At 64.5% G+C, this 18641-nt stretch carries 16 protein-coding genes and 1 tRNA gene; all 17 read left to right on the top strand.

Going from position 1 to position 18641, the window contains the following annotated elements:
* The first annotated feature begins 6 nt into the window (after positions 1 to 6).
* Positions 7 to 1200 carry an FtsW/RodA/SpoVE family cell cycle protein gene (locus tag RM192_RS12215; RefSeq protein WP_311508627.1) on the top strand — a complete coding sequence of 398 codons (1194 nt, stop codon included), beginning with the start codon at positions 7 to 9 and terminating at the stop codon, positions 1198 to 1200.
* Positions 1197 to 2363 carry an undecaprenyldiphospho-muramoylpentapeptide beta-N-acetylglucosaminyltransferase gene (murG, locus tag RM192_RS12210; protein WP_311507831.1) on the top strand — a complete coding sequence of 389 codons (1167 nt, stop codon included), beginning with the start codon at positions 1197 to 1199 and terminating at the stop codon, positions 2361 to 2363. The genes RM192_RS12215 and murG overlap by 4 nt, the downstream gene beginning before the upstream one ends.
* Complete coding sequence (gene murC / locus RM192_RS12205; protein ID WP_311507830.1) at positions 2360 to 3772, top strand: UDP-N-acetylmuramate--L-alanine ligase; 1413 nt, start codon at positions 2360 to 2362, stop codon at positions 3770 to 3772. The genes murG and murC overlap by 4 nt, the downstream gene beginning before the upstream one ends.
* Positions 3769 to 4662, top strand: a complete 894-nt coding sequence (murB, locus tag RM192_RS12200; RefSeq protein WP_311507829.1) for a UDP-N-acetylmuramate dehydrogenase — start codon at positions 3769 to 3771, stop codon at positions 4660 to 4662. Before murC ends, murB begins: the two co-directional genes overlap by 4 nt.
* Complete coding sequence (locus RM192_RS12195; protein WP_311507828.1) at positions 4659 to 5600, top strand: D-alanine--D-alanine ligase; 942 nt, start codon at positions 4659 to 4661, stop codon at positions 5598 to 5600. Before murB ends, RM192_RS12195 begins: the two co-directional genes overlap by 4 nt.
* Before the next feature lie 5 nt (positions 5601 to 5605).
* Positions 5606 to 6583 carry an FtsQ-type POTRA domain-containing protein gene (locus tag RM192_RS12190; protein WP_311507826.1) on the top strand — a complete coding sequence of 326 codons (978 nt, stop codon included), beginning with the start codon at positions 5606 to 5608 and terminating at the stop codon, positions 6581 to 6583.
* 7 nt (positions 6584 to 6590) lie between these two features.
* Positions 6591 to 7871, top strand: coding sequence for a cell division protein FtsA (ftsA, locus tag RM192_RS12185; RefSeq protein WP_311507825.1), 1281 nt, complete (start codon positions 6591 to 6593; stop codon positions 7869 to 7871).
* A 175-nt stretch (positions 7872 to 8046) separates the two neighbouring features.
* Positions 8047 to 9504: a cell division protein FtsZ gene (ftsZ, locus tag RM192_RS12180; protein WP_311507823.1), complete on the top strand. Its 1458-nt coding sequence runs from the start codon at positions 8047 to 8049 to the stop codon at positions 9502 to 9504.
* 64 nt (positions 9505 to 9568) lie between these two features.
* Entirely contained in the window at positions 9569 to 11734 is a 2166-nt protein-coding gene (locus tag RM192_RS12175; RefSeq protein WP_311507822.1) for an SPOR domain-containing protein, read from the top strand.
* A gap of 220 nt (positions 11735 to 11954) precedes the next feature.
* Positions 11955 to 12458 carry a YbjN domain-containing protein gene (locus RM192_RS12170; RefSeq protein WP_311508626.1) on the top strand — a complete coding sequence of 168 codons (504 nt, stop codon included), beginning with the start codon at positions 11955 to 11957 and terminating at the stop codon, positions 12456 to 12458.
* Between the two features lie 2 nt (positions 12459 to 12460).
* Positions 12461 to 13267: a pyrroline-5-carboxylate reductase gene (locus tag RM192_RS12165; RefSeq protein WP_311507821.1), complete on the top strand. Its 807-nt coding sequence runs from the start codon at positions 12461 to 12463 to the stop codon at positions 13265 to 13267.
* A 124-nt stretch (positions 13268 to 13391) separates the two neighbouring features.
* A complete protein-coding gene (locus RM192_RS12160; protein ID WP_311507820.1) occupies positions 13392 to 14135 on the top strand; it encodes a Bax inhibitor-1/YccA family protein in 744 nt (247 codons plus the stop codon).
* Between the two features lie 177 nt (positions 14136 to 14312).
* Positions 14313 to 15041 carry a hypothetical protein gene (locus RM192_RS12155; RefSeq protein WP_311507819.1) on the top strand — a complete coding sequence of 243 codons (729 nt, stop codon included), beginning with the start codon at positions 14313 to 14315 and terminating at the stop codon, positions 15039 to 15041.
* A gap of 111 nt (positions 15042 to 15152) precedes the next feature.
* Positions 15153 to 15228 (top strand) — tRNA-Ala (locus tag RM192_RS12150).
* A gap of 166 nt (positions 15229 to 15394) precedes the next feature.
* Entirely contained in the window at positions 15395 to 16453 is a 1059-nt protein-coding gene (gene obgE, locus RM192_RS12145) for a GTPase ObgE (protein ID WP_311507818.1), read from the top strand.
* 73 nt (positions 16454 to 16526) lie between these two features.
* Positions 16527 to 17660 (top strand): glutamate 5-kinase, encoded by a 1134-nt coding sequence (gene proB, locus RM192_RS12140; protein WP_311507817.1) that lies wholly within the window; start codon positions 16527 to 16529, stop codon positions 17658 to 17660.
* Positions 17660 to 18580, top strand: a complete 921-nt coding sequence (locus tag RM192_RS12135; RefSeq protein WP_311507816.1) for an NAD-dependent epimerase/dehydratase family protein — start codon at positions 17660 to 17662, stop codon at positions 18578 to 18580. Before proB ends, RM192_RS12135 begins: the two co-directional genes overlap by 1 nt.
* Positions 18581 to 18641 lie beyond the last annotated feature (61 nt).

Genomic DNA, 18641 nt, shown 5'->3' with positions numbered 1-18641 from the left:
ACGACAATGCCCGATGGCGGCGTACGCGTAGTGGGCCATGGCGCGCGGTTCCGCCGCAGCCGCCGTAGCGAACTGCTGATCTGGTGGCGCGAGATTGACCGCGTGCTGCTTGGACTGGTGCTGTTTCTCGTGGCGATCGGCTGCATCGCCGTCGCTGCGGCATCGCCCGCCAGCGCACACCGGTTGTCGACTAGCGCCAAGTCTCTGGGTGATCTCTACTTCTTCTGGATTCACTTGCGCTGGGTCGCGGTGGGCATGGTGGCGATGTTCTTCGCCTCGGTCCTGCCCAAGGAAGCAGCGCGGCGAGGGGCGATCCTGCTGGCGGCGGCCATGGTCGTCGCACTGGTGCTGGTTCCGCTGGTCGGCAGCGAGGTCAAAGGGGCCAAGCGCTGGCTGTGGATCGGTTTCAGTTTGCAGCCCTCGGAATTCCTCAAGCCCGGTTTTGCCATTGCGATTGCGTGGATCCTGTCGTGGCGCGTGCGTGATCCGAACATCCCGGTCATCCCGATCACCATTGCGATCATGGCGCTGGTCAGCGCGCTGCTGATGGCCCAGCCGGACTTCGGTTCGACGGTCCTGTTCGGCGGGGTGTGGTTCGTGCTCGTGCTGCTGTCGGGCCTGTCGATCAACAAGGTGCTGTGGTCGATGGGTGCGGGCGTGGTCGGCGTGGTCGCGGCTTACCTGTTCTACCCCAACGCAACCCACCGTATCGACAGCTTCATTTCGGGTGGCAGCGAGTTCGATCAGGTCGATCTCGCCATGCGCACCCTGCTCAACGGTGGGTGGAGCGGGGCAGGGCTGTGGCTCGGCAGCCGCAAGAACGCTCTGCCCGAAGCGCACACCGACTACATCTTTTCGGTGATCGGAGAGGAATTCGGGCTGATTGCCTGCGCGGTGGTGGTGGCAGTCTATTGCGCCATCGCGCTGCGCGTGCTGATGCGCCTGCTCGATGAGGACGATCTGTTCACGATCCTTGCGGCGGCCGGGCTGACCGCGCAGCTCGTGGGCCAGGCTTTCATCAACATCCTTGTGAACCTGCAACTTTTCCCCTCGAAAGGCATGACCTTGCCGCTGATCAGTTACGGCGGATCGTCGACCATCGCGCTGCTCATGGGCGTGGGGCTGCTGCTCGCGATCACCCGGCGCAATCCGTACCTGACGCGGGAAAAGTTCGATATTTCGGAACTTCTACGCAAATGACCGGCGTCTCCAGACATTACGTTCTCGCTGCGGGCGGGACCGGTGGCCATCTCATCCCGGCCTTTGCGCTGGCGGTGGAGCTGCAGCGGCGCGGGCATCATGTGGCGCTGGTCACCGATGAGCGAGGGGCGAAGATTCCCGGCAAGCCCGATTTTCTGCCCGCGCATGTCCTGCCTGCCGGGCGTCTGGGCAAGAATCCGATTGCGCTGTGGAAAGGCCTGCGTGCGATCTGGCAGGGCCGGGCCATGGCGCTGCGCCTGTTCGACAGCTTCGATCCTTCGTGCGTGATCGGGTTCGGCGGTTACCCCGCACTGCCCGCGCTGCTGGCTGCCCATTCGGCGAAGGTCCCGACGGTGATCCACGAACAGAACGCGGTGCTGGGCCGCGTCAATCGCTTCCTGGCAAAGCGCGTGGACGCCATTGCCACCGCTTATGGCGAAGTGGAGCGGCTTGATCCCAAGCTGTGGGGCAAGGTTCACCGCGTCGGCAATCCTGTCCGCCCCGAAGTGCTCGCGCTGCGCGGCGAGCCTTTCCCCGAGTTCACCGAGGATAGCCTGTTCCGTGTGCTGGTGACCGGCGGGAGTCAGGGCGCGTCGGTCCTGTCCGAAGTCGTCCCCGATGGTCTGGCGATGTTGCCGCCAGCGCTGCGTCACCGCCTGCAGGTGACCCAGCAGTGCCGGCCGGAAGACCTTGAAGCCGTCCGCGCCCGCTACGCCGCGCATGAGATTCCGGCCGAACTCGGCACCTATTTCGAGGATATGCAATCGCGCCTTGCCGGCACGCACCTGTTCATCGGCCGTGCGGGGGCATCGACAATCGCGGAACTTACCGCCGTCGGCCGCCCTGCCATCCTGATCCCTCTGCCGATTGCAACGGACGATCATCAGGCCGCAAACACGCGCGAGATCGTGGCGGCAGGCGGCGCGCGCGCCATCCGCCAGACCGGCTTCACCCCCAAGGAACTTGCGAAGCAGATTCAGGCCATGGCCCAGCATCCCCACACACTTGCGAATGCGGCCCATGCCGCATGGAATTGCGGCCTGCCGAACGCCGTCAGCGATCTTGCCGACCTCGTCGAAAGTTTCGGTGCAGAACCGATCATGGACGTGATCCGCGTGGACACCCGTAGCACAGCCACCTCGGCGCAGGGGCAACTCGCGTGAAGGGCGTCGGTACCGAGATCGGGACGATCCATTTCGTCGGCATTGGTGGCATAGGCATGTCGGGCATCGCCGAAGTCATGCACAACATGGGCTACGCGGTGCAGGGCTCGGACATGGCCGAAGGCTATGTTGTCGACGGCCTGCGTCAGCGCGGCATCAAGGTGATGATTGGCCAGAAGACCGAGAACGTCGAGGGTGTCGCGGTTGTGGTAACGTCCACTGCCGTGAAGCGCGACAATCCCGAGGTTGTCGCAGCGCTTGAAAACCGTATCCCGGTGGTGCGCCGCGCCGAAATGCTCGCCGAACTGATGCGGCTGAAGAATACCGTGGCCGTGGCAGGAACGCACGGGAAGACCACCACAACCTCGATGGTTGCCTGTCTGCTCGATGCGGGCGGGGTGGACCCGACCGTGATCAACGGCGGGATCATCAATTCCTACGGCTCCAACGCCCGCCTGGGTGACAGCGACTGGATGGTGGTCGAGGCCGACGAGAGCGACGGCTCGTTCCTGCGGCTCGACGGCACACTGGCGGTCGTCACCAACATCGATCCTGAACATCTCGACCATTATGGCTCGTTCGACAAAGTGAAGTCGGCTTTCGTCGAATTCATCGAAAACGTGCCGTTCTATGGCGCGGCAATGCTGTGCATCGATCATCCCGAAGTGCAGACGATCATCCCCAAAGTGCGCGACCGCCGCGTGGTGACTTACGGTTTTTCTGCGCAAGCCGACGTGCGCGGCGAGGCAGTCACTCCGGTGCCCGGCGGTAACCGCTTTACCGCAGTGCTGCGCCAGCGCGATGGCTCGTTCCGCCGGATCGAAGGCATCGAACTGCCGATGCCGGGCCGCCACAACGTGCAGAATGCGCTCGCCGCTGTTGCGGTGGCTGTGGAAATGGGCGTCTCGGACGAACTGATCTGCACAGGCTTTGCCAAGTTCGGCGGGGTCAAGCGCCGCTTCACCAAGGTCGGCGACGTCGATGGGATCACGGTGATCGACGATTACGGCCACCACCCGGTCGAAATCCGCGCGGTGCTCGCCGCGGCGCGCGAAGGTGTGACTGGCCGGGTCATCGCGGTCGCCCAGCCGCATCGTTTCAGCCGCCTGCGCGATCACATGGAAGATTTCCAGGGTGCGTTCAACGATGCCGATGTGGTCTATGCCGCCCCGGTCTATGCTGCGGGCGAACCGCCGATCGAAGGCGTGAACAGTGCGGCCATGGTCGAAGGCATCAAGGCACGCGGCCACCGCAGTGCACATCTGATCGATGGTCCGGATGCTTTGGCCAAGGAACTGGCGGGAATCGCGCAGCCAGGCGACATGGTCGTTTGTCTCGGCGCGGGCGACATTACCAAGTGGGCAGCTGGTTTGGCAGACGCGATTGCGCGCGAGAGGGGGCAGGGGTGACTACCCTCTCTCTGCCATCGGTGAGGGGCAAACTGACCCCCAATGCGCCACTTGCACCGCTGGTATGGTTCAAGTCCGGCGGCACGGCGGACTGGCTGTTCGAGCCGAAGGACGTGGCTGACCTTCAGGAATTTCTCGCAGGCTTGGCGCCGGGCGTTCCGGTCATGGCGCTCGGCCTCGGCTCCAACCTGATCGTCCGCGATGGCGGCGTTCCGGGGGTGGTCATCCGTCTTGGCAAGGCCTTCGCCAAAGTCGACAAGGTGGATGAGGTCACGCTCAATTGCGGCGGCGGTGCCAGCGGCATCCTCGTGTCGTCCACTGCGCGCGACAACGGCATCGCGGGCCTCGAATTCCTGCGCTCGATCCCCGGCACGGTGGGCGGCTTCGTCCGCATGAACGGCGGGGCTTACGGGCGCGAGGTCAAGGACGTGCTGATCGATTGCGACGTCGTGATCCGCTCCGGCGAGATTGCGAGGTTGCCGGTGTCAGAGCTTGGCTACACGTATCGCCATTCAGATCTCGTCGATGGCTGCATCGTAGTGGCCGCACGGTTCCGGGGGCGGCCCGGCGATCCTGACGTCATCCAGACAGAAATGGACCGCATCAGCGCCGCGCGCGAAGCATCTCAGCCGCTGCGTTCGAAGACTGGAGGCTCCACCTTCAAGAACCCGGATGGCGGGAAGGCATGGGAACTGGTCGACAAGGCCGGGTGCCGGGGGCTGACCATGGGTGGCGCGCAAGTCAGTGAAAAGCATACCAACTTCCTGATCAATACCGGCACTGCTACCAGCGCCGAGATCGAGGAACTGGGCGAGGAAGTCCGCCGCCGCGTGAAGGGTCACGCAGGCGTGGACCTCGAATGGGAAATCAAAAGGATTGGCCGCAAGTGACTCTGCCTAAACTCCATGTCGCCGTGCTGATGGGTGGCTGGTCGAGCGAACGCCCGGTCAGCCTGATGTCGGGCGAGGGTGTGGCCAAGGCGCTGGAATCGAAGGGCCACCGGGTCACGCGGATCGACATGGACCGCGATGTTGCGCTGCGCCTGTCGGACGCGAAGCCCGATGTGGTCTTCAACGCGCTGCACGGCACGCCTGGTGAGGACGGTTCGATCCAGGGCCTGATGGACATCATGGGCCTGACCTATACGCACTCAGGGCTGGCCACCTCTGTCATCGCGATCGACAAGGAACTCACCAAACAGGCGTTGGTGCCGCACGGCATCCCGATGCCGGGTGGGCGCATCGTGCAGACCGAAGAGCTTTATCGCGCCGATCCGCTGCCGCGTCCTTATGTGCTCAAGCCCGTTAACGAAGGTTCGTCGGTGGGCGTCGCCATCGTCACGGCGGACGGCAACTATGGCAATCCGATTGCCCGCGACAGCAAGGGGCCGTGGCAGGAATTCGATCACCTGCTCGCGGAACCCTTCATCCGGGGCCGCGAACTGACCACGGCGGTCATCGGCGACCGTGCGTTGCTCGTCACCGAACTCAGGCCCAAGTCGGGCTTCTACGATTTCGATGCGAAATATACCGACGGCATGACCGAGCATGTCTGCCCGGCGGAAATCCCGGATGACATCGCCGAGGCCTGCAAGCAGATCGCCCTGCGGTCGCACCAGTTGCTTGGCTGCAAGGGCACCAGTCGCTCCGATTTCCGCTGGGATGACGAGCAGGGCGTGGAAGGTTTGTTCCTGCTTGAGGTCAACACCCAGCCGGGCATGACCCCGCTCAGCCTCGTGCCCGAACAGGCCAAGGCGCTGGGTATGGACTACCCCGACCTCGTCGAGGCGATCATCGCCGAAGCGCTCCACGATTCCGGAAAGGGCTGATCATCATGGCGCAGACGATCAAGCGGGGCAGCAAGGGCGTGCGGCGCGCAGCCGCAGCGCGCACCACGCAGCGCAAGGTCCAGACCGCCCGCCAGCAGACCGGAACGCTGCTCGACAGCGTGATGCGCTGGCTGCCGTTCAGTGATGAAACGCTGCACCGGATAGCGATGACGCTGATCCTTGCCGTCGCTGCTGTAATCGTCTGGACCGCCGTGGTCATGGCGGGCATTCCCGCGCTGGTTTCCGAGCAGGCGGCCATCGTCGCGTCCGACGCGGGCTTCAAGGTCAGCCATCTTGAAGTGCGCGGCGTCAATCGCATGAACGAACTCAAGATCTATGAGCGCATTCTCGGCCAGAACGACCGGGCGATGACCACGCTCGATCTTGCCGCGCTGCGCGATGAGCTTAACGAACTGCCGTGGGTCAAGGACGCACGCGTTTCGCGCAAGTTGCCCGATACGCTGGTGATCGACATTGTTGAACGCACCCCGCACGCGGTTCTGCGCAAGCCCGACCGCCTTGTCCTGATCGACGAAACCGGGGCCGAGCTTGAGCCGGTGCGCAAGGACCGCGCGAAGGGGATGCTGGTCCTGTCCGGCCTTGGCGTCGGCCAGCGCGTGCAGGATCTCGGGCATCTGCTCGAAGCCGCGCCTGCGCTGAAGCCGCAGGTGTCTGAAGCCGAATGGGTCGGCAATCGCCGCTGGAACCTGACCTTCAAGACGGGCCAGGTGCTTGCGCTGCCCGAAGGCGACGAAAAGGCTGCGGGTGCGCTGCTCAGCTTTGCACGGATGGACGGGGTCAATCGCCTGCTTGGCGGCAAGGTGGCCGCGTTCGACATGCGCGCGCCCGACCGCATCTATATGCGGGTGCCCGGCCATGCTGACGAGGTCGCGGCTGAAGAGCGCGCAGCCGATCAGGCAAAGGCTGAAGCCAAGCGCGCTGAAACTGCCGCAAAATCTGCCGCCAAGTCCGAAGAGGGCTGAGGACCGGATGGCAACGCCCCGCATTTCCAAGGTTTTTGCTGCCGTAAACATCGGCTCATTCCGCGTCTCTGCGATGATCGCGGGGCTGTCCGAAACGGGCGAGATGGTCGTGCTCGGATCGGGCCACCGCGCCGCGCAAGGGATCAAGCGCGGCTATGTGACCGACATGCAGGCCGCCACCCATTCGGTCCGCGATGCGATCGAGCGCGCCGAGAAGATGGCCAATATCGGCATCCAGAAGGTTTGGATTGGCTGCTCGGGCGCAGGCCTTGCCAGCACCACGGCGCGGGTCGAGGTCGAAATCGGCGGGCGGCGGATCGAGCAAGACGATATCGAGCATCTGCTGGTGGCTGGGCGCGAGATGATCGAGCCCGATGGCCGCACCGTGCTTCACGCCCAGCCTGCGCACTACACGCTTGATGGCGCGCACGGCGTACCCAATCCCAAAGGCCTCCATGCAGAGCGGCTTGCGGTCGACATCCATGTAATGCTCGCCGACGGCGCGCCGATCCGCAATCTGACCGAGGCAGTGCAGAATGCGCATCTCGACGTCGAAGCGGTGGTCGGCTCGCCGGTCGCGGCAGGCCACGCCTGTCTGACGCCCGAAGAGCGAGAGCTTGGCGTTGCGCTGGTCGAATTCGGCGCGGAAGTTACCACCGTTTCGGTCTATGCGGCGGGCATGTTGCTCGGCATGCAGATGATCCAGTACGGATCGGGTGATATCACTGACGCCATCGCCTCTGCTTTCGGCATCCGGCGTTATCAGGCAGAACGGCTCAAGTGCATGTCCGGCTCGGCCATCGCCAGCCCTGCCGATCATCGCGAAATGATTCCGGTCAACGCGCCGGGCGATCCCGAAGGGGGGCCGGTGGCGCGCCATGCCGACGACAAGAACCGCATCCCCCGCGCTGAACTGATCTCGGTCATCACCCAGCAACTTGGCTTCTTCACCGAAGAGGTGTCCAAGGCGCTGAAGTCCATGGGTTTTGTCGGCCAGACCGGGCAACAGGTCGTGTTGACTGGCGGCGGCGCGCAATTGCCGGGCCTTGCCGATTATGCACAGTCGGCACTGGGCCGTCCGGTGCGGATCGGTTCTCCGCCGACGATGCTTGGCCTGCCGCCCGGCCACGCCACGCCCAGTTCGTCCACGCTCGTCGGCCTCGTGCTGTTTGCTGCTGCCGATCCGGTCGATATTCGCGCCATCGGACCAGCCTATACCCCGACCGGTTCATACAAGGGGACGAAGCTGCTGAGTCGCCTGGTACGGGCGGTCAGGGACTATTTCTGAAGGTGTTATCCACAGGGCACGTCGAAAACGGCGCAAATACAGACCGTCTTCGTGCTGCAACCTGTGGAAAAGGTCGATCCGGCTTTGATTCGCGCCGCCGCTATGTGCAACAGGTTAAGACAGACTTTTTCAATGCCTTTATTGGCGACTGACTGACCCGCTTGGGAGACCGACAATGAGCATCAACATCGGACCGCCGGCCATCGACGAACTTCGTCCCCGGATCACGGTGATCGGCGTTGGCGGCGCAGGCGGCAATGCCATCGCCAACATGATCAACGCCAAGATCGAAGGTGTGGACTTCATCGTCGTCAACACCGATGCTCAGGCGCTGAACAATTCCATCGTCGAAAACCGCATCCAGCTCGGGCCTGACATCACGCAGGGCCTTGGTGCAGGCGCGCGTCCCGAAGTTGGCCGCGCTGCTGCCGAGGAAACGCTCGAGGATCTCGAACGCGCGCTTGAAGGCGTGCACATGGTGTTCATCGCCGCCGGGATGGGCGGCGGCACCGGCACCGGCGCTGCTCCGGTTATCGCCGAGGCCGCGCGCCGCAAGGGCGTGCTGACGGTCGGCGTGGTCACCAAGCCGTTCCTGTTCGAAGGCACGCGCCGCATGCGTGCTGCGGATTCGGGTATCGAGGAACTGCAGAAGCACGTCGATACGCTGATCGTTATCCCGAACCAGAACCTCTTTCTGGTGGCCAAGGCGGAAACGACCTTCAAGGAAGCGTTCCAGCTTGCTGATGAAGTCCTGCAGCAGGGCGTCCGTTCCATCACCGATCTCATGGTCATGCCCGGCCTGATCAACCTCGACTTTGCCGACGTCCGTTCGGTCATGGGCGAGATGGGCAAGGCGATGATGGGCACCGGCGAAGGCCACGGCCCGAACCGCGCGCTTGAAGCTGCAGAACGCGCGATTGCCAATCCGCTGCTCGATGGCGTGTCGATGCAGGGTGCCAAGGGCGTGATCATCTCGATCATCGGCGGCGACGACATGAAGCTGCTCGAAGTCGACGAAGCGGCCAACCACATCCGCGAACTCGTTGATCCCAATGCGAATATCATCTGGGGTTCGGCGTTCAACCCCGACCTCGACGGCAAGATCCGCGTGTCGGTGGTTGCCACCGGTATCGAACAAAGCGTGGAGCAGGCGGAAGTCGCCTCGCGCCCGGTCTCGATCCCGTCGACATCGCGCGGTCCGGCCGTGCCATCCGCCGCGCCTGCTGCCCCTTCGTTCGCTCCGCCGCCGCCCGCTGCTGAACCTGCACAGCAACCAAGCTGGACCCCTGCTGCCGAGCAGGTTCAGCCTGCGCAGGCTGCCGTCGAACCGGAACCTGAGGCGCTCGACCTCACGCTTGATCTGTCCGAAGCACAGGAAGCCCCTGCCGATGCCGGCAATGGCGAACTCTCGCTGGGCGGCCTCGAAGCGCCTGAAGAGCCTGCTCCTGCTGCGGAACCGGCGATGCCGCGCCTTGGCCGTGCACCCGAGGCGGCCCCGGCCAAGCCAGCCGGTGGCAGCACGCTGTTCGAACGCATGGCCAACCTCTCGCGCGGAAATCGTGACGAGGACGAAGCCGACGAAGGCAGCGCGCTCAATATTCCGCGCTTCCTTGGCCGCCAGAACAATCAGTAAAATGTGATCGAAGCGGCGGCGCGTTGCCGCCGCTTCATGTTGCCTTTGATAAGAGCGCGGCTGGATGACGATTCGTTTCACCTTCGCGCATGGCCCCGTCGCAAATGGGCTGAAGTTTTCGCTGGGGCTGTTGCTGGCCGCTGCTGCGCCTTGTGCCTATGCGCAGGCTGACGACGACCCGGATGGGCCTGCCACCGTGTCGCGGCCCGTCGTCCAGTCGGTCGCGCCCAGTCCCAGCCGCGAACTCAACGCCGCGCTGGCGCGTCTTGCGGCTGACCCGCGCAATGTCGTCGCCTTGTATGATGCAGCGTCGGCAGCGCTGCGGCTGGGTGACAGCGATGCGGCGATTGGCTTTCTCAGCCGCGCTAACGACATCCAACCCGGTGATCCGCGTTCGAAAGTGCTGATCGGCAAGGCCTACCTTCTCGCCGAAAATCCGGTCGATGCCGTCCGCGCCTTCGATGAGGCCGAGCGGGCAGGCGGTGACACTTATGCGATGGCATCCGACCGCGCGCTGGCTTACGACCTTGTTGGTGACAATGGCCGTGCGCAGCGCTGGTATCAGGTCGCGCTGAGCCGGGGCAGTGACGATGAACTGACCCGTCGCTATGCGCTGAGTTTGGCAATTGCGGGGGACCGCCGGGGCGCCGAAGTCCTGCTCGCGCCGCTGATCGCCAAGCAGGACCGCGCCACCTGGCGCACGCGCACGTTCGTGATGGCGGTAACCGGCGGGCCGGACGAGGCTGTCGCCGTCGCCTATGCCTCCATGCCGCAGGACCTCGCTGCGGGCATCGCGCCCTACTTGCGCTACATGCCGCGTCTGACGCCCGCGCAACAGGCGGCAGCCGCCAATTTCGGACGTTTCCCGCGCGCGGCAGACATTGGCCGCGATGATCCCCGCGTTGCCCAATATGCCGCGCTCAATCCGCGCGCCACGCGCTTTGCCGATGCGGGTCTGATCCCTGCAGGCGCGCCGCTCGGCGCTTCCACTGAAAAGCCAAGCCGCGAAAAGCGTCGCCGCCCCGGCAAGGATGAGCGCACGCCTGCACCAACAGGCCGCGTCCAGGCGTTGGGAACGACGCCGCTCACCCCGCCTCAGCAATTGCCGCAGTCAGCGCCAGTGCCGCGGCCTGGCTTCACCGACACGGCGATTGCCAGTGCCGCGCCTGCCGTTCGGCCATCTGTGGCACCCGTAACCACGCCTCCCGCGCCTGCGAAGCCCAAAGTACTGTCCGTGCTTGATCTCCCGCCCGGTGCTGCGCGGCCCTATGTTGCCCCGGTGCGGCAGCCTGCACCAGCGACGGCACCTGCGCCTCAGCCGGCCCCGCCTGTTCCGGTTGCGGCGGCGCCCGTTCGCACGGCCACTGCGGAATTGCCGCCGGTGCCTGCCACTGCAGCAGCACCGCAACCGGTTGTCGTGGCTCCCGTGCCCACGCCGGTTGCGAAACCCGCACCATCCGTCGGCGGGTTCGATCTTGCCAAGGTCGGTGGTTCGACCGCCGCGCCGGTCCCAGCTGCACCGTCAGCTACGCAAGCTCTGGCTGCAGCGCCGGTGATCGCAGTGCCGGTTGCACCGAGCGCAGCGTCCTCAGCACCAGTCGTGCCTCCTGTACAGACAGCCGCCGCGTCTGCGCCGGCACCGGCAAGCACCGAACCGCCGCCGCGCCCGGTCGATCTGGCAACCTTGTTCAAGAGCTTCGCGCCGCCTGAAGAAGAGCGTGCACCTGCGGTTGCGGCCGTCGACATCACGCGCCTCCCGGCAAAGGCCGTACCCAAAGTGGTCAAGGCCGATCCGCGCGGGGAGCGTCCTGACGGTCCGACGGACGTTTCGCGCACGAGTGCCAAGGAAGCTGAAAAAGGCACAGTGAAGGACGCGAAGACGGCCAAGGATGCCAAAGCAGCCAAGGCCGCGCAGGACGCCAAGGACGCCAAGGCCAAGAAGGCTGCGCCGAGCCATCCGAGCCGGATATGGGTGCAAGTCCTGACCGGGGCGAACAAGGACATGATGGACAACGAGTGGCGCCGCCTCGTCAAGGAAGCACCCGATGCGCTGCGTTCGCGCAAGCCTTATGTCTCGCCGTGGCGCAGCAACTTCCGCCTGCTCACAGGTCCGTTCGAGAGTGAGGCCGCGGCGCAGGAGTTCATCACCAAGCTGCGCAAGGGCGGTGTGTCGAGCTATCAATGGACCAGCCCCGCAGGGCAGGCCGTGGACACGCTTCCGTTGAAGTAAGGCGCTGCCAGATCGGCAAGGGGCAGTTTCGCACCGCCTGTTCACCCCTTGTCCACAGCTTTCCCACAGGCTTGTCGAGTTTTGCCCAACCGCCTGTTAACCGCTGATTGTCGGCGAGGGGGTCCACCCTGCATGGACAGGGCAACGGCAGGTCGGGCACAACGCCTTGCCGGTGGCCGACCATCAGGGGAGGCTCACCACTGTGTTCAGGGGACGTACCATGCGCACCGGCCATGACGACAATGAGCGCGACGATGCAGCGCCCGTCGACATGATCGCCTCGCTGTTCGAGGCGCGCGGGTGGCCTTGCGAATTCGTCTCTGACGATGAAGTGACGGGCGAGATCCAGGGATCGTGGGCCAATTATCAGGTCCGCGCGATCTGGCGTACCGAAGACCACGTGCTGCAGATCCTCTGCCTGCCCGATATCCGCATTGCCGATGACAAGAAGGGCCCGGTCTACGAACTGATGGCCCTGATCAACGAGCAGGTCTGGATCGGCCATTTCGACATCTGGTCGAACGGCTCGGTGCTGCTCTACCGTCACGGACTGATGCTGGGCGATGATGGCTTGCTTAGCCTGGGTCAGGCGCAGGCGGCGATCGAGGCCGCGGTGGACGAATGCGACCGGTTTTACCCTGCGTTCCAGTTCATCCTGTGGGGCGACAAGAGCCCAGTGGAGGCGCTCGCCAGTGCCATGGTCGATGCGGCGGGTGAGGCTTGAGAATGGCCGCGACGTTCCTCCAGTTCGGCTGCGGCAACATGGGTGGCGCCATGCTCAAGGGCTGGCTCGCGGGGGGGATGGCGCCTGAAACCTTCACGGTCGTCGATCCATACCTTGAAGCGGCACCGCAGGGCGTACGTCTGCTCGGCGCTGCTCCCACAGGCGAGGGGCCATTCGAGGTGGTGTTGCTCGGATTCAAGCCGCAGCAACTCCCCGATGCAGCGGCCATGGTGCGGCCCTACGTCGGGCCGGGCACGCTTTTGCTCTCGATCCTTGCGGGCGTCGATCTGAAGACTTTGCGCAACGCATTTCCCGAGGCACGCGCGATCGTGCGGGTGATGCCCAACCTTGCCGCAGCGCTCGGCAAATCGCCGATTGCGCTGGTGGGAGATGCGGATGACGCCGCTCGCCAGCAGACCGATGTGCTGATGGCACCGCTCGGGCAGGCTGAATGGCTCTCGGGCGAGGATCAGATGGACCTCGTCACTGCGCTCGCCGGTTCCGGTCCAGCTTTCGTCTATCGCTTCATCGACGCTCTGGCCGAAGGCGCGGCCGCGCTGGGCCTGCCGCGCGAGCAGGCAGACCGTCTCGCGCTGTCGATGGTCGAAGGTGCAGCGATGCTTGCGGCGGCCTCTGAACATGGCCCCGGTGAACTTGCGCGCCGCGTCGCCAGTCCGGGTGGCGTGACCCAGGTTGGCATCGATGTTCTCGACGCTGACCGCCGTCTGGCAAGCTTGATGGAGGACACGTTACGCGGTGCGCGGGACCGCAGCGCCGAGATGACCGAGCAGGCGCGCGCCAAAAACTGAAGGACGGCAACAATTCGTTACAAATGATTGTCACTCCGTTATGCCGGTTTCGCTTGAAACCGCGCCCCACTGCGCCGATATTCGCATGACGTGGCCATTGGGGCCACATAACGGAGCTTTGAAAATGGCAAACTGGAACGACCCTCAGCCCACCGGAACGGGCTTCGGCGCGTCTCCGAGCCTTTCGGGTGCTTCGGCCCGCGGCGAAGTGTTCGACGCAGGCCTGCGCCGTCACATGCTGTCGATCTACAATTACATGGCCTCGGGCGTGCTGCTTTCGGGCATTGTCGCGATGGTGTCTGCCTCGTCGGGCATCACTCAGGCTTTCGTTGGCACACCGCTGATGTGGCTCGTGATGCTGGCACCGCTCGCCTTCGTCATGTTCATGAGCTTTGGCGCCAACAAGTTTTCGACCACGGCACTCCAGGGCATGTTCTGGGGCTTTGCAGTCGCAATGGGCCTCTCTTTGTCGACGATCTTTCTGGTCTACACCGGCACTTCCATCGCGACGACGTTCTTTGCAACGGCGGGCGCTTTCGCTGGCCTCAGCCTGTTCGGTTACACGACCAAGAAGGACCTGTCGGGCTTCGGCAGCTTCCTGATCATGGGTGTCATCGGACTCCTGATCGCGTCGGTGATCAACATCTTCCTGCAGTCGCCCGGCCTCGCTTGGGCCGTTAGCTTCCTTGGCGTGCTGATTTTCGCAGGCCTCACGGCCTATGATACGCAGAAGCTCAAGGAGCAGTATGCTTATGTTGCCGGCACTGATTTCGCAGGCAAGGCCGTCGTTCTCGGCGCGCTGAACCTCTACCTCGACTTCATCAACATGTTCCAGTTCCTGCTGCAGTTCATGGGTGATCGTCGCTGATAAATCCGATCTGACGGAAATTAATGACCCGGCGGGCCTTCGGCTCGTCGGGTTTTCTGTCTTTGCGGGATTCTCAAGACGCTGTAGTCTCGCTAGTCTTCTGTTTCAGCTTGCAGAAAGGATGCCAGGCGCAGGATCATGGTCGAAGCGCTGATGGGATCATCCGGGGGAATGCCAATGTCTCGTATTCGGCGTGTGATTGCGCCATCCTTGCTCGTTTCGGCGCTGGCTGCTCTGCTGGCATCATGCGCCGCGCCGCCTCCACCGCCGCCGCCGCCGCCGCCGCCGCCCAAGGTTGTGGTGATTCCGCCCAAGCCGAAGGCTCCAAACGGTGCGTCCGACAATATCACGATCCCCCCCGCCGACGCCAATGGCCTGCGCCAGTCGCTCAATCGCAACATCACGCCTGCGCAAATGGTATGGAATCTGCGCTCGGCCTATAATGTCGCCGCGCTCAATTGCAGCGCGCCGCAGCACGCCGATATCCTGCCGCGCTACAAGGCATTCCTTACCGCGCACACCAAGACCCTGAACGCGATCAACAAGCGGATCGATGCGGAATTCAAGACGAAGTACGGGGCGAAGTTCATCGCCCCGCGCGAAAGCTACATCACCTCGGTCTACAACCACTACGCCCTGCCGCCCACGCTGACCGACTTCTGCGACGCGGTCATGGCCGTCACCCGCGATGGCGCAGCGATCAAGTCCACCGAACTTGAGGCCTTCGCCGTGCGCAGCCTTCCCAGCATTGAGGTCGTGTTCGACGATTTCTATCGCCGCTACGAAGTCTATCGCAACGAGATGGCGATCTGGCAGGCCCAGTATGGCGGGCCGGTGATGCCTGCGACGCCGACTGTCACATACGGCACGAATGCGCCAACCGCACAGGGCGGTGCACCCAACTGAGGTAGGCAGGCCGCGCCGCCATAGTGCAAATTGAGTCTGGTCACGCCGGGAGCGCTGCGCTAATGGCGGCGATCCCGGCGGCCTTTCAAGCTGGCGGGTGATACCGGGAACGGGGCCGTAGCTCAGATGGGAGAGCGCGTCGTTCGCAATGACGAGGTCAGGGGTTCGATCCCCCTCGGCTCCACCAGGTATCGTCAGAACCGCATATTTCAGGCAGGCCTTGCGCGGTTCCTTTTGTCGGCAACGTTCGACAAGCTCACCATGAACGGGTTAGTGTAGCCGCGGTTCTGGACGCAGCTTGTTGGCCGTATGGTCGGCTGTTTTCGGGCCTGTTGTTGGATCAGTGACCCGTCATGCATTTTCTCGATCAGGCCAAAATCTTTATCCGCTCAGGCGCAGGCGGTCCCGGCGCGGTCGCGTTCCGACGCGAGAAATACGAGGAATACGGCGGCCCCAATGGCGGCAATGGCGGCAAGGGCGGTGATATCGTGTTCGAGGCCGTGGCTGGGCTGAACACGCTGATCGACTTCCGCTACACCCAGCACTTCAAGGCGCAGCGCGGCGGCGGCGGGGCTGGCTCCAACCGAACCGGTGCGGGCGGCAACGATCTGGTGATCAAGGTCCCGGTCGGTACCCAGGTGCTCGACGATGACCGCGAGACTGTCCTGCTCGATCTCACCGAAGTCGGCCAGCGCGTGGTGCTGCTGCGCGGCGGCGATGGCGGTCGCGGCAATGCGTCGTATAAAACCTCGACCAATCGCGCACCGCGCCAGTCTGGTCCAGGTTGGCCGGGCGAGGAAATGTATGTCTGGCTGCGGCTCAAGCTGCTCGCGGACGCCGGTCTTGTCGGCTTGCCCAATGCGGGCAAGTCCACCTTCATCAACCAGATCACCAACGCCAAGGCGAAGGTCGGCGAATACGCCTTTACCACGCTGCGCCCGCAGCTCGGCGTCGTGCGCCACCGCGCGCGCGAATTCGTGCTGGCCGACATTCCCGGCCTGATCGAGGGCGCTGCCGATGGCGCTGGCATCGGTGACCGCTTCCTTGGCCATATCGAGCGCTGCCGCGTGCTCATCCACCTGATCGACATTCACAGCGACGTCGATCCGGTCGAGGCGATGCACATCGTCGAGGGTGAACTGGAAGCCTATGGCTTCGGCCTGGACGAAAAGCCGCGCCTGATCGTGCTCAACAAGATCGACCTTGTCGACAAGGAGCTGATCACTGCGTTCTCGAAGGAATTGCTCGAAGCGGGCGCAGACAAGGTGTTCCCGATCTCGGGCGCGACGGGCAAGGGCATGGATGCCCTGATGGACGCGGTGCTCGGCTATCTCCCGCTCGCCACGATGACCGAGCGCCCGACTGGCGAGGTTGAGGACGAGGCGGCGCAGACGCCGTGGTCGCCGATCTGATCGCCAGTTCGGGCGGCAGATACGACCGGTAGCCCTTCACGCCTCGTCACAATTCCCCTAAGCGGCCTTCACGATGAAGATCAGCCAGCTATCCCACCTGACCGACGCCGCAACTTGCCCACGCCTCGTGGTCAAGGTCGGCTCGGCGCTGCTTGTTGGCAAGGACGGGGAGCCGCGCCGTGAATGGCTGCGCGCGCTGGTTGCGGAAATCGCCGCAGCGCGTTCCGCCGGGCAGGAAGTGATCGTCGTTTCCTCGGGCGCGATTGCCCTGGGTGCGCGCAAGCTGGGCCTTGCCAAAGGCGGACGCGGCAGTCTTTCTGACGCGCAGGCCGCGGCCTCGGTTGGCCAGATTGCGCTGGCGGGCCTCTGGGCAGAGCTGCTTGCAGGCCACGGCCTTACCGCCGCGCAGATCCTGCTGACGCTCGAAGACCTTGAGGACCGCCGCCGCTATCTCAACGTCACTGCCACGCTCGGCACGCTGCTTGCGGCGGGCGCGGTGCCGGTGATCAACGAAAACGATTCGGTCGCCACGCAGGAAATCCGCTTTGGTGATAACGACCGTCTGGCCGCGCGCGTCGGGCAGGCAGCGGGCGCGAGCGCTGTCCTGCTGCTGTCGGACATCGATGGCCTTTATGATCGTGATCCGCGCGAGCCTGACGCTGTCCGCGTCCCGGTGGTGCGCGGGGTGACGCCGGAAATCCACGCCATGGCCACTGGCGGTTCGTCCTCCGGCCTCGGCTCCGGCGGGATGACGTCGAAGCTGCAGGCTGCCGAAATTGCGGAATTTGCAGGGATCGCGCTGGCCATCATCGATGGGCAGCCTGTCGCCCCCATCGCCCATGCGCTGGGCGCCGATCGCGGCACGCTGTTCTTGCCGCGCGGGCGCAAGCAGGCGCGCAAGGCCTGGCTCGGCGGCAAGATGCGGATGCGCGGCTTTGTCCACGTCGATGCAGGCGCGGCTTCTGCCCTCGCACGCGGATCAAGCCTGCTTGCCGCAGGTGTGACCGCTGTCGATGGCGAGTTCCAGCGCGGCGACGCCATTGCCGTTCTCGGCCCTGATGGCGAGACGCTCGCCCGCGGCCTCTCGGAATACGACGCGGCCGAATGCGCCCGCATCATCGGACGCCACAGCCGCGAGCATGAAGACCTGCTCGGCTATGCCCCGCGCTCGGCGCTGATCCACCGCGACCAGATGGTGCTCTTGTAATGGCGGCAGAATTGCTGGCGATCACCGGGGCGACCGGGTTCGTCGGGCAGGCCGTTCTCGAATTCGCCGCCCGCGCCGGAATTGAAGTCCGCGCGCTTGCCCGCCGCCCGCAGGAGGCGCGCGCAGGTGTCGAGTGGGTGCAGGGCGACCTGTCCGATCGCCGCGCCTTGCAGCGTCTGGTCGGCAAAGCCAGCGTCGTGCTCAACATCGCGGGCGTGGTCAACGCGCCCGATCCGCAAGGCTTCGAGGACGGCAACGTCTGGGGCACGCTCAATGTGGTGAACGCCGCACTCGATGCAGGCGTGCCGCGCTTCGTCCACGTGTCCTCCCTTTCGGCACGCGAACCGGACCTGTCGGTTTACGGCAAGTCGAAGCTGCGCGGAGAAAAGGTGGTCAAGGCGAGCAGCCTCGACTGGACCGTGGTGCGCCCGCCTGCCGTTTACGGACCGCGCGATACCGAGATGTTCGAGCTGTTCAAACTGGCCAAGCGCGGGATCGTGCCGCTGCCGCCACAGGGGCATCTCTCGATCATCCACGTGAACGATCTTGCCCGCCTGTTGCTGGCTTTGATCCCCGGCGGCGAGGAAGTGACGCACCTGACCTTCGAACCGGATGACGGCACGCCCGGCGGCTGGACGCACAATGACATGGCAAAGGCCATCGGCATTGCCGTCGGCAAGCGCGTGACGGCGCTCAACCTCCCCGCCGGAATGCTGCGCCTCGGCGCCAGGCTCGACGCCCGCTTCCGGGGCAAAGGCGCCAAGCTGACGATGGATCGCGTCGGCTACATGTGTCACCCCGATTGGCGCGTAGGAGAAGGCAACCAGCCGCCACCCGCAATCTGGACCCCGCAGGTCGAAACCCGCATGGGCCTCCATGCCACCGCCGCCTGGTATCGCGAAGCTGGTTGGCTGAAATGAAAATGTGCTGAAAGGCACTGGCGCGACGTTTAATTGCCGTTAACCCTGCGCGCACGTGGAA

Origin of the sequence: Novosphingobium sp. MMS21-SN21R, assembly GCF_031846015.1 — a bacterium.
Taxonomy (GTDB): domain Bacteria; phylum Pseudomonadota; class Alphaproteobacteria; order Sphingomonadales; family Sphingomonadaceae; genus Novosphingobium.
Note: the sequence above shows the minus strand (reverse complement) of the source record. Positions and strands in the feature narration are given on the sequence as shown.

Excerpts from the sequence above, each read along its gene's own strand:
- RM192_RS12170 (WP_311508626.1), top strand. The coding sequence starts at position 11,955 with ATGCGCACCGGCCATGACGACAATGAGCGCGACGATGCAGCGCCCGTC.
- RM192_RS12160 (WP_311507820.1), top strand. The coding sequence starts at position 13,392 with ATGGCAAACTGGAACGACCCTCAGCCCACCGGAACGGGCTTCGGCGCG.
- proB (WP_311507817.1), top strand. The coding sequence starts at position 16,527 with ATGAAGATCAGCCAGCTATCCCACCTGACCGACGCCGCAACTTGCCCA.
- RM192_RS12190 (WP_311507826.1), top strand. The coding sequence starts at position 5,606 with ATGGCGCAGACGATCAAGCGGGGCAGCAAGGGCGTGCGGCGCGCAGCC.
- RM192_RS12165 (WP_311507821.1), top strand. The coding sequence starts at position 12,461 with ATGGCCGCGACGTTCCTCCAGTTCGGCTGCGGCAACATGGGTGGCGCC.
- ftsA (WP_311507825.1), top strand. The coding sequence starts at position 6,591 with ATGGCAACGCCCCGCATTTCCAAGGTTTTTGCTGCCGTAAACATCGGC.
- obgE (WP_311507818.1), top strand. The coding sequence starts at position 15,395 with ATGCATTTTCTCGATCAGGCCAAAATCTTTATCCGCTCAGGCGCAGGC.
- RM192_RS12135 (WP_311507816.1), top strand. The coding sequence starts at position 17,660 with ATGGCGGCAGAATTGCTGGCGATCACCGGGGCGACCGGGTTCGTCGGG.
- RM192_RS12175 (WP_311507822.1), top strand. The coding sequence starts at position 9,569 with ATGACGATTCGTTTCACCTTCGCGCATGGCCCCGTCGCAAATGGGCTG.
- RM192_RS12215 (WP_311508627.1), top strand. The coding sequence starts at position 7 with ATGCCCGATGGCGGCGTACGCGTAGTGGGCCATGGCGCGCGGTTCCGC.
- ftsZ (WP_311507823.1), top strand. The coding sequence starts at position 8,047 with ATGAGCATCAACATCGGACCGCCGGCCATCGACGAACTTCGTCCCCGG.
- murG (WP_311507831.1), top strand. The coding sequence starts at position 1,197 with ATGACCGGCGTCTCCAGACATTACGTTCTCGCTGCGGGCGGGACCGGT.
- RM192_RS12155 (WP_311507819.1), top strand. The coding sequence starts at position 14,313 with ATGTCTCGTATTCGGCGTGTGATTGCGCCATCCTTGCTCGTTTCGGCG.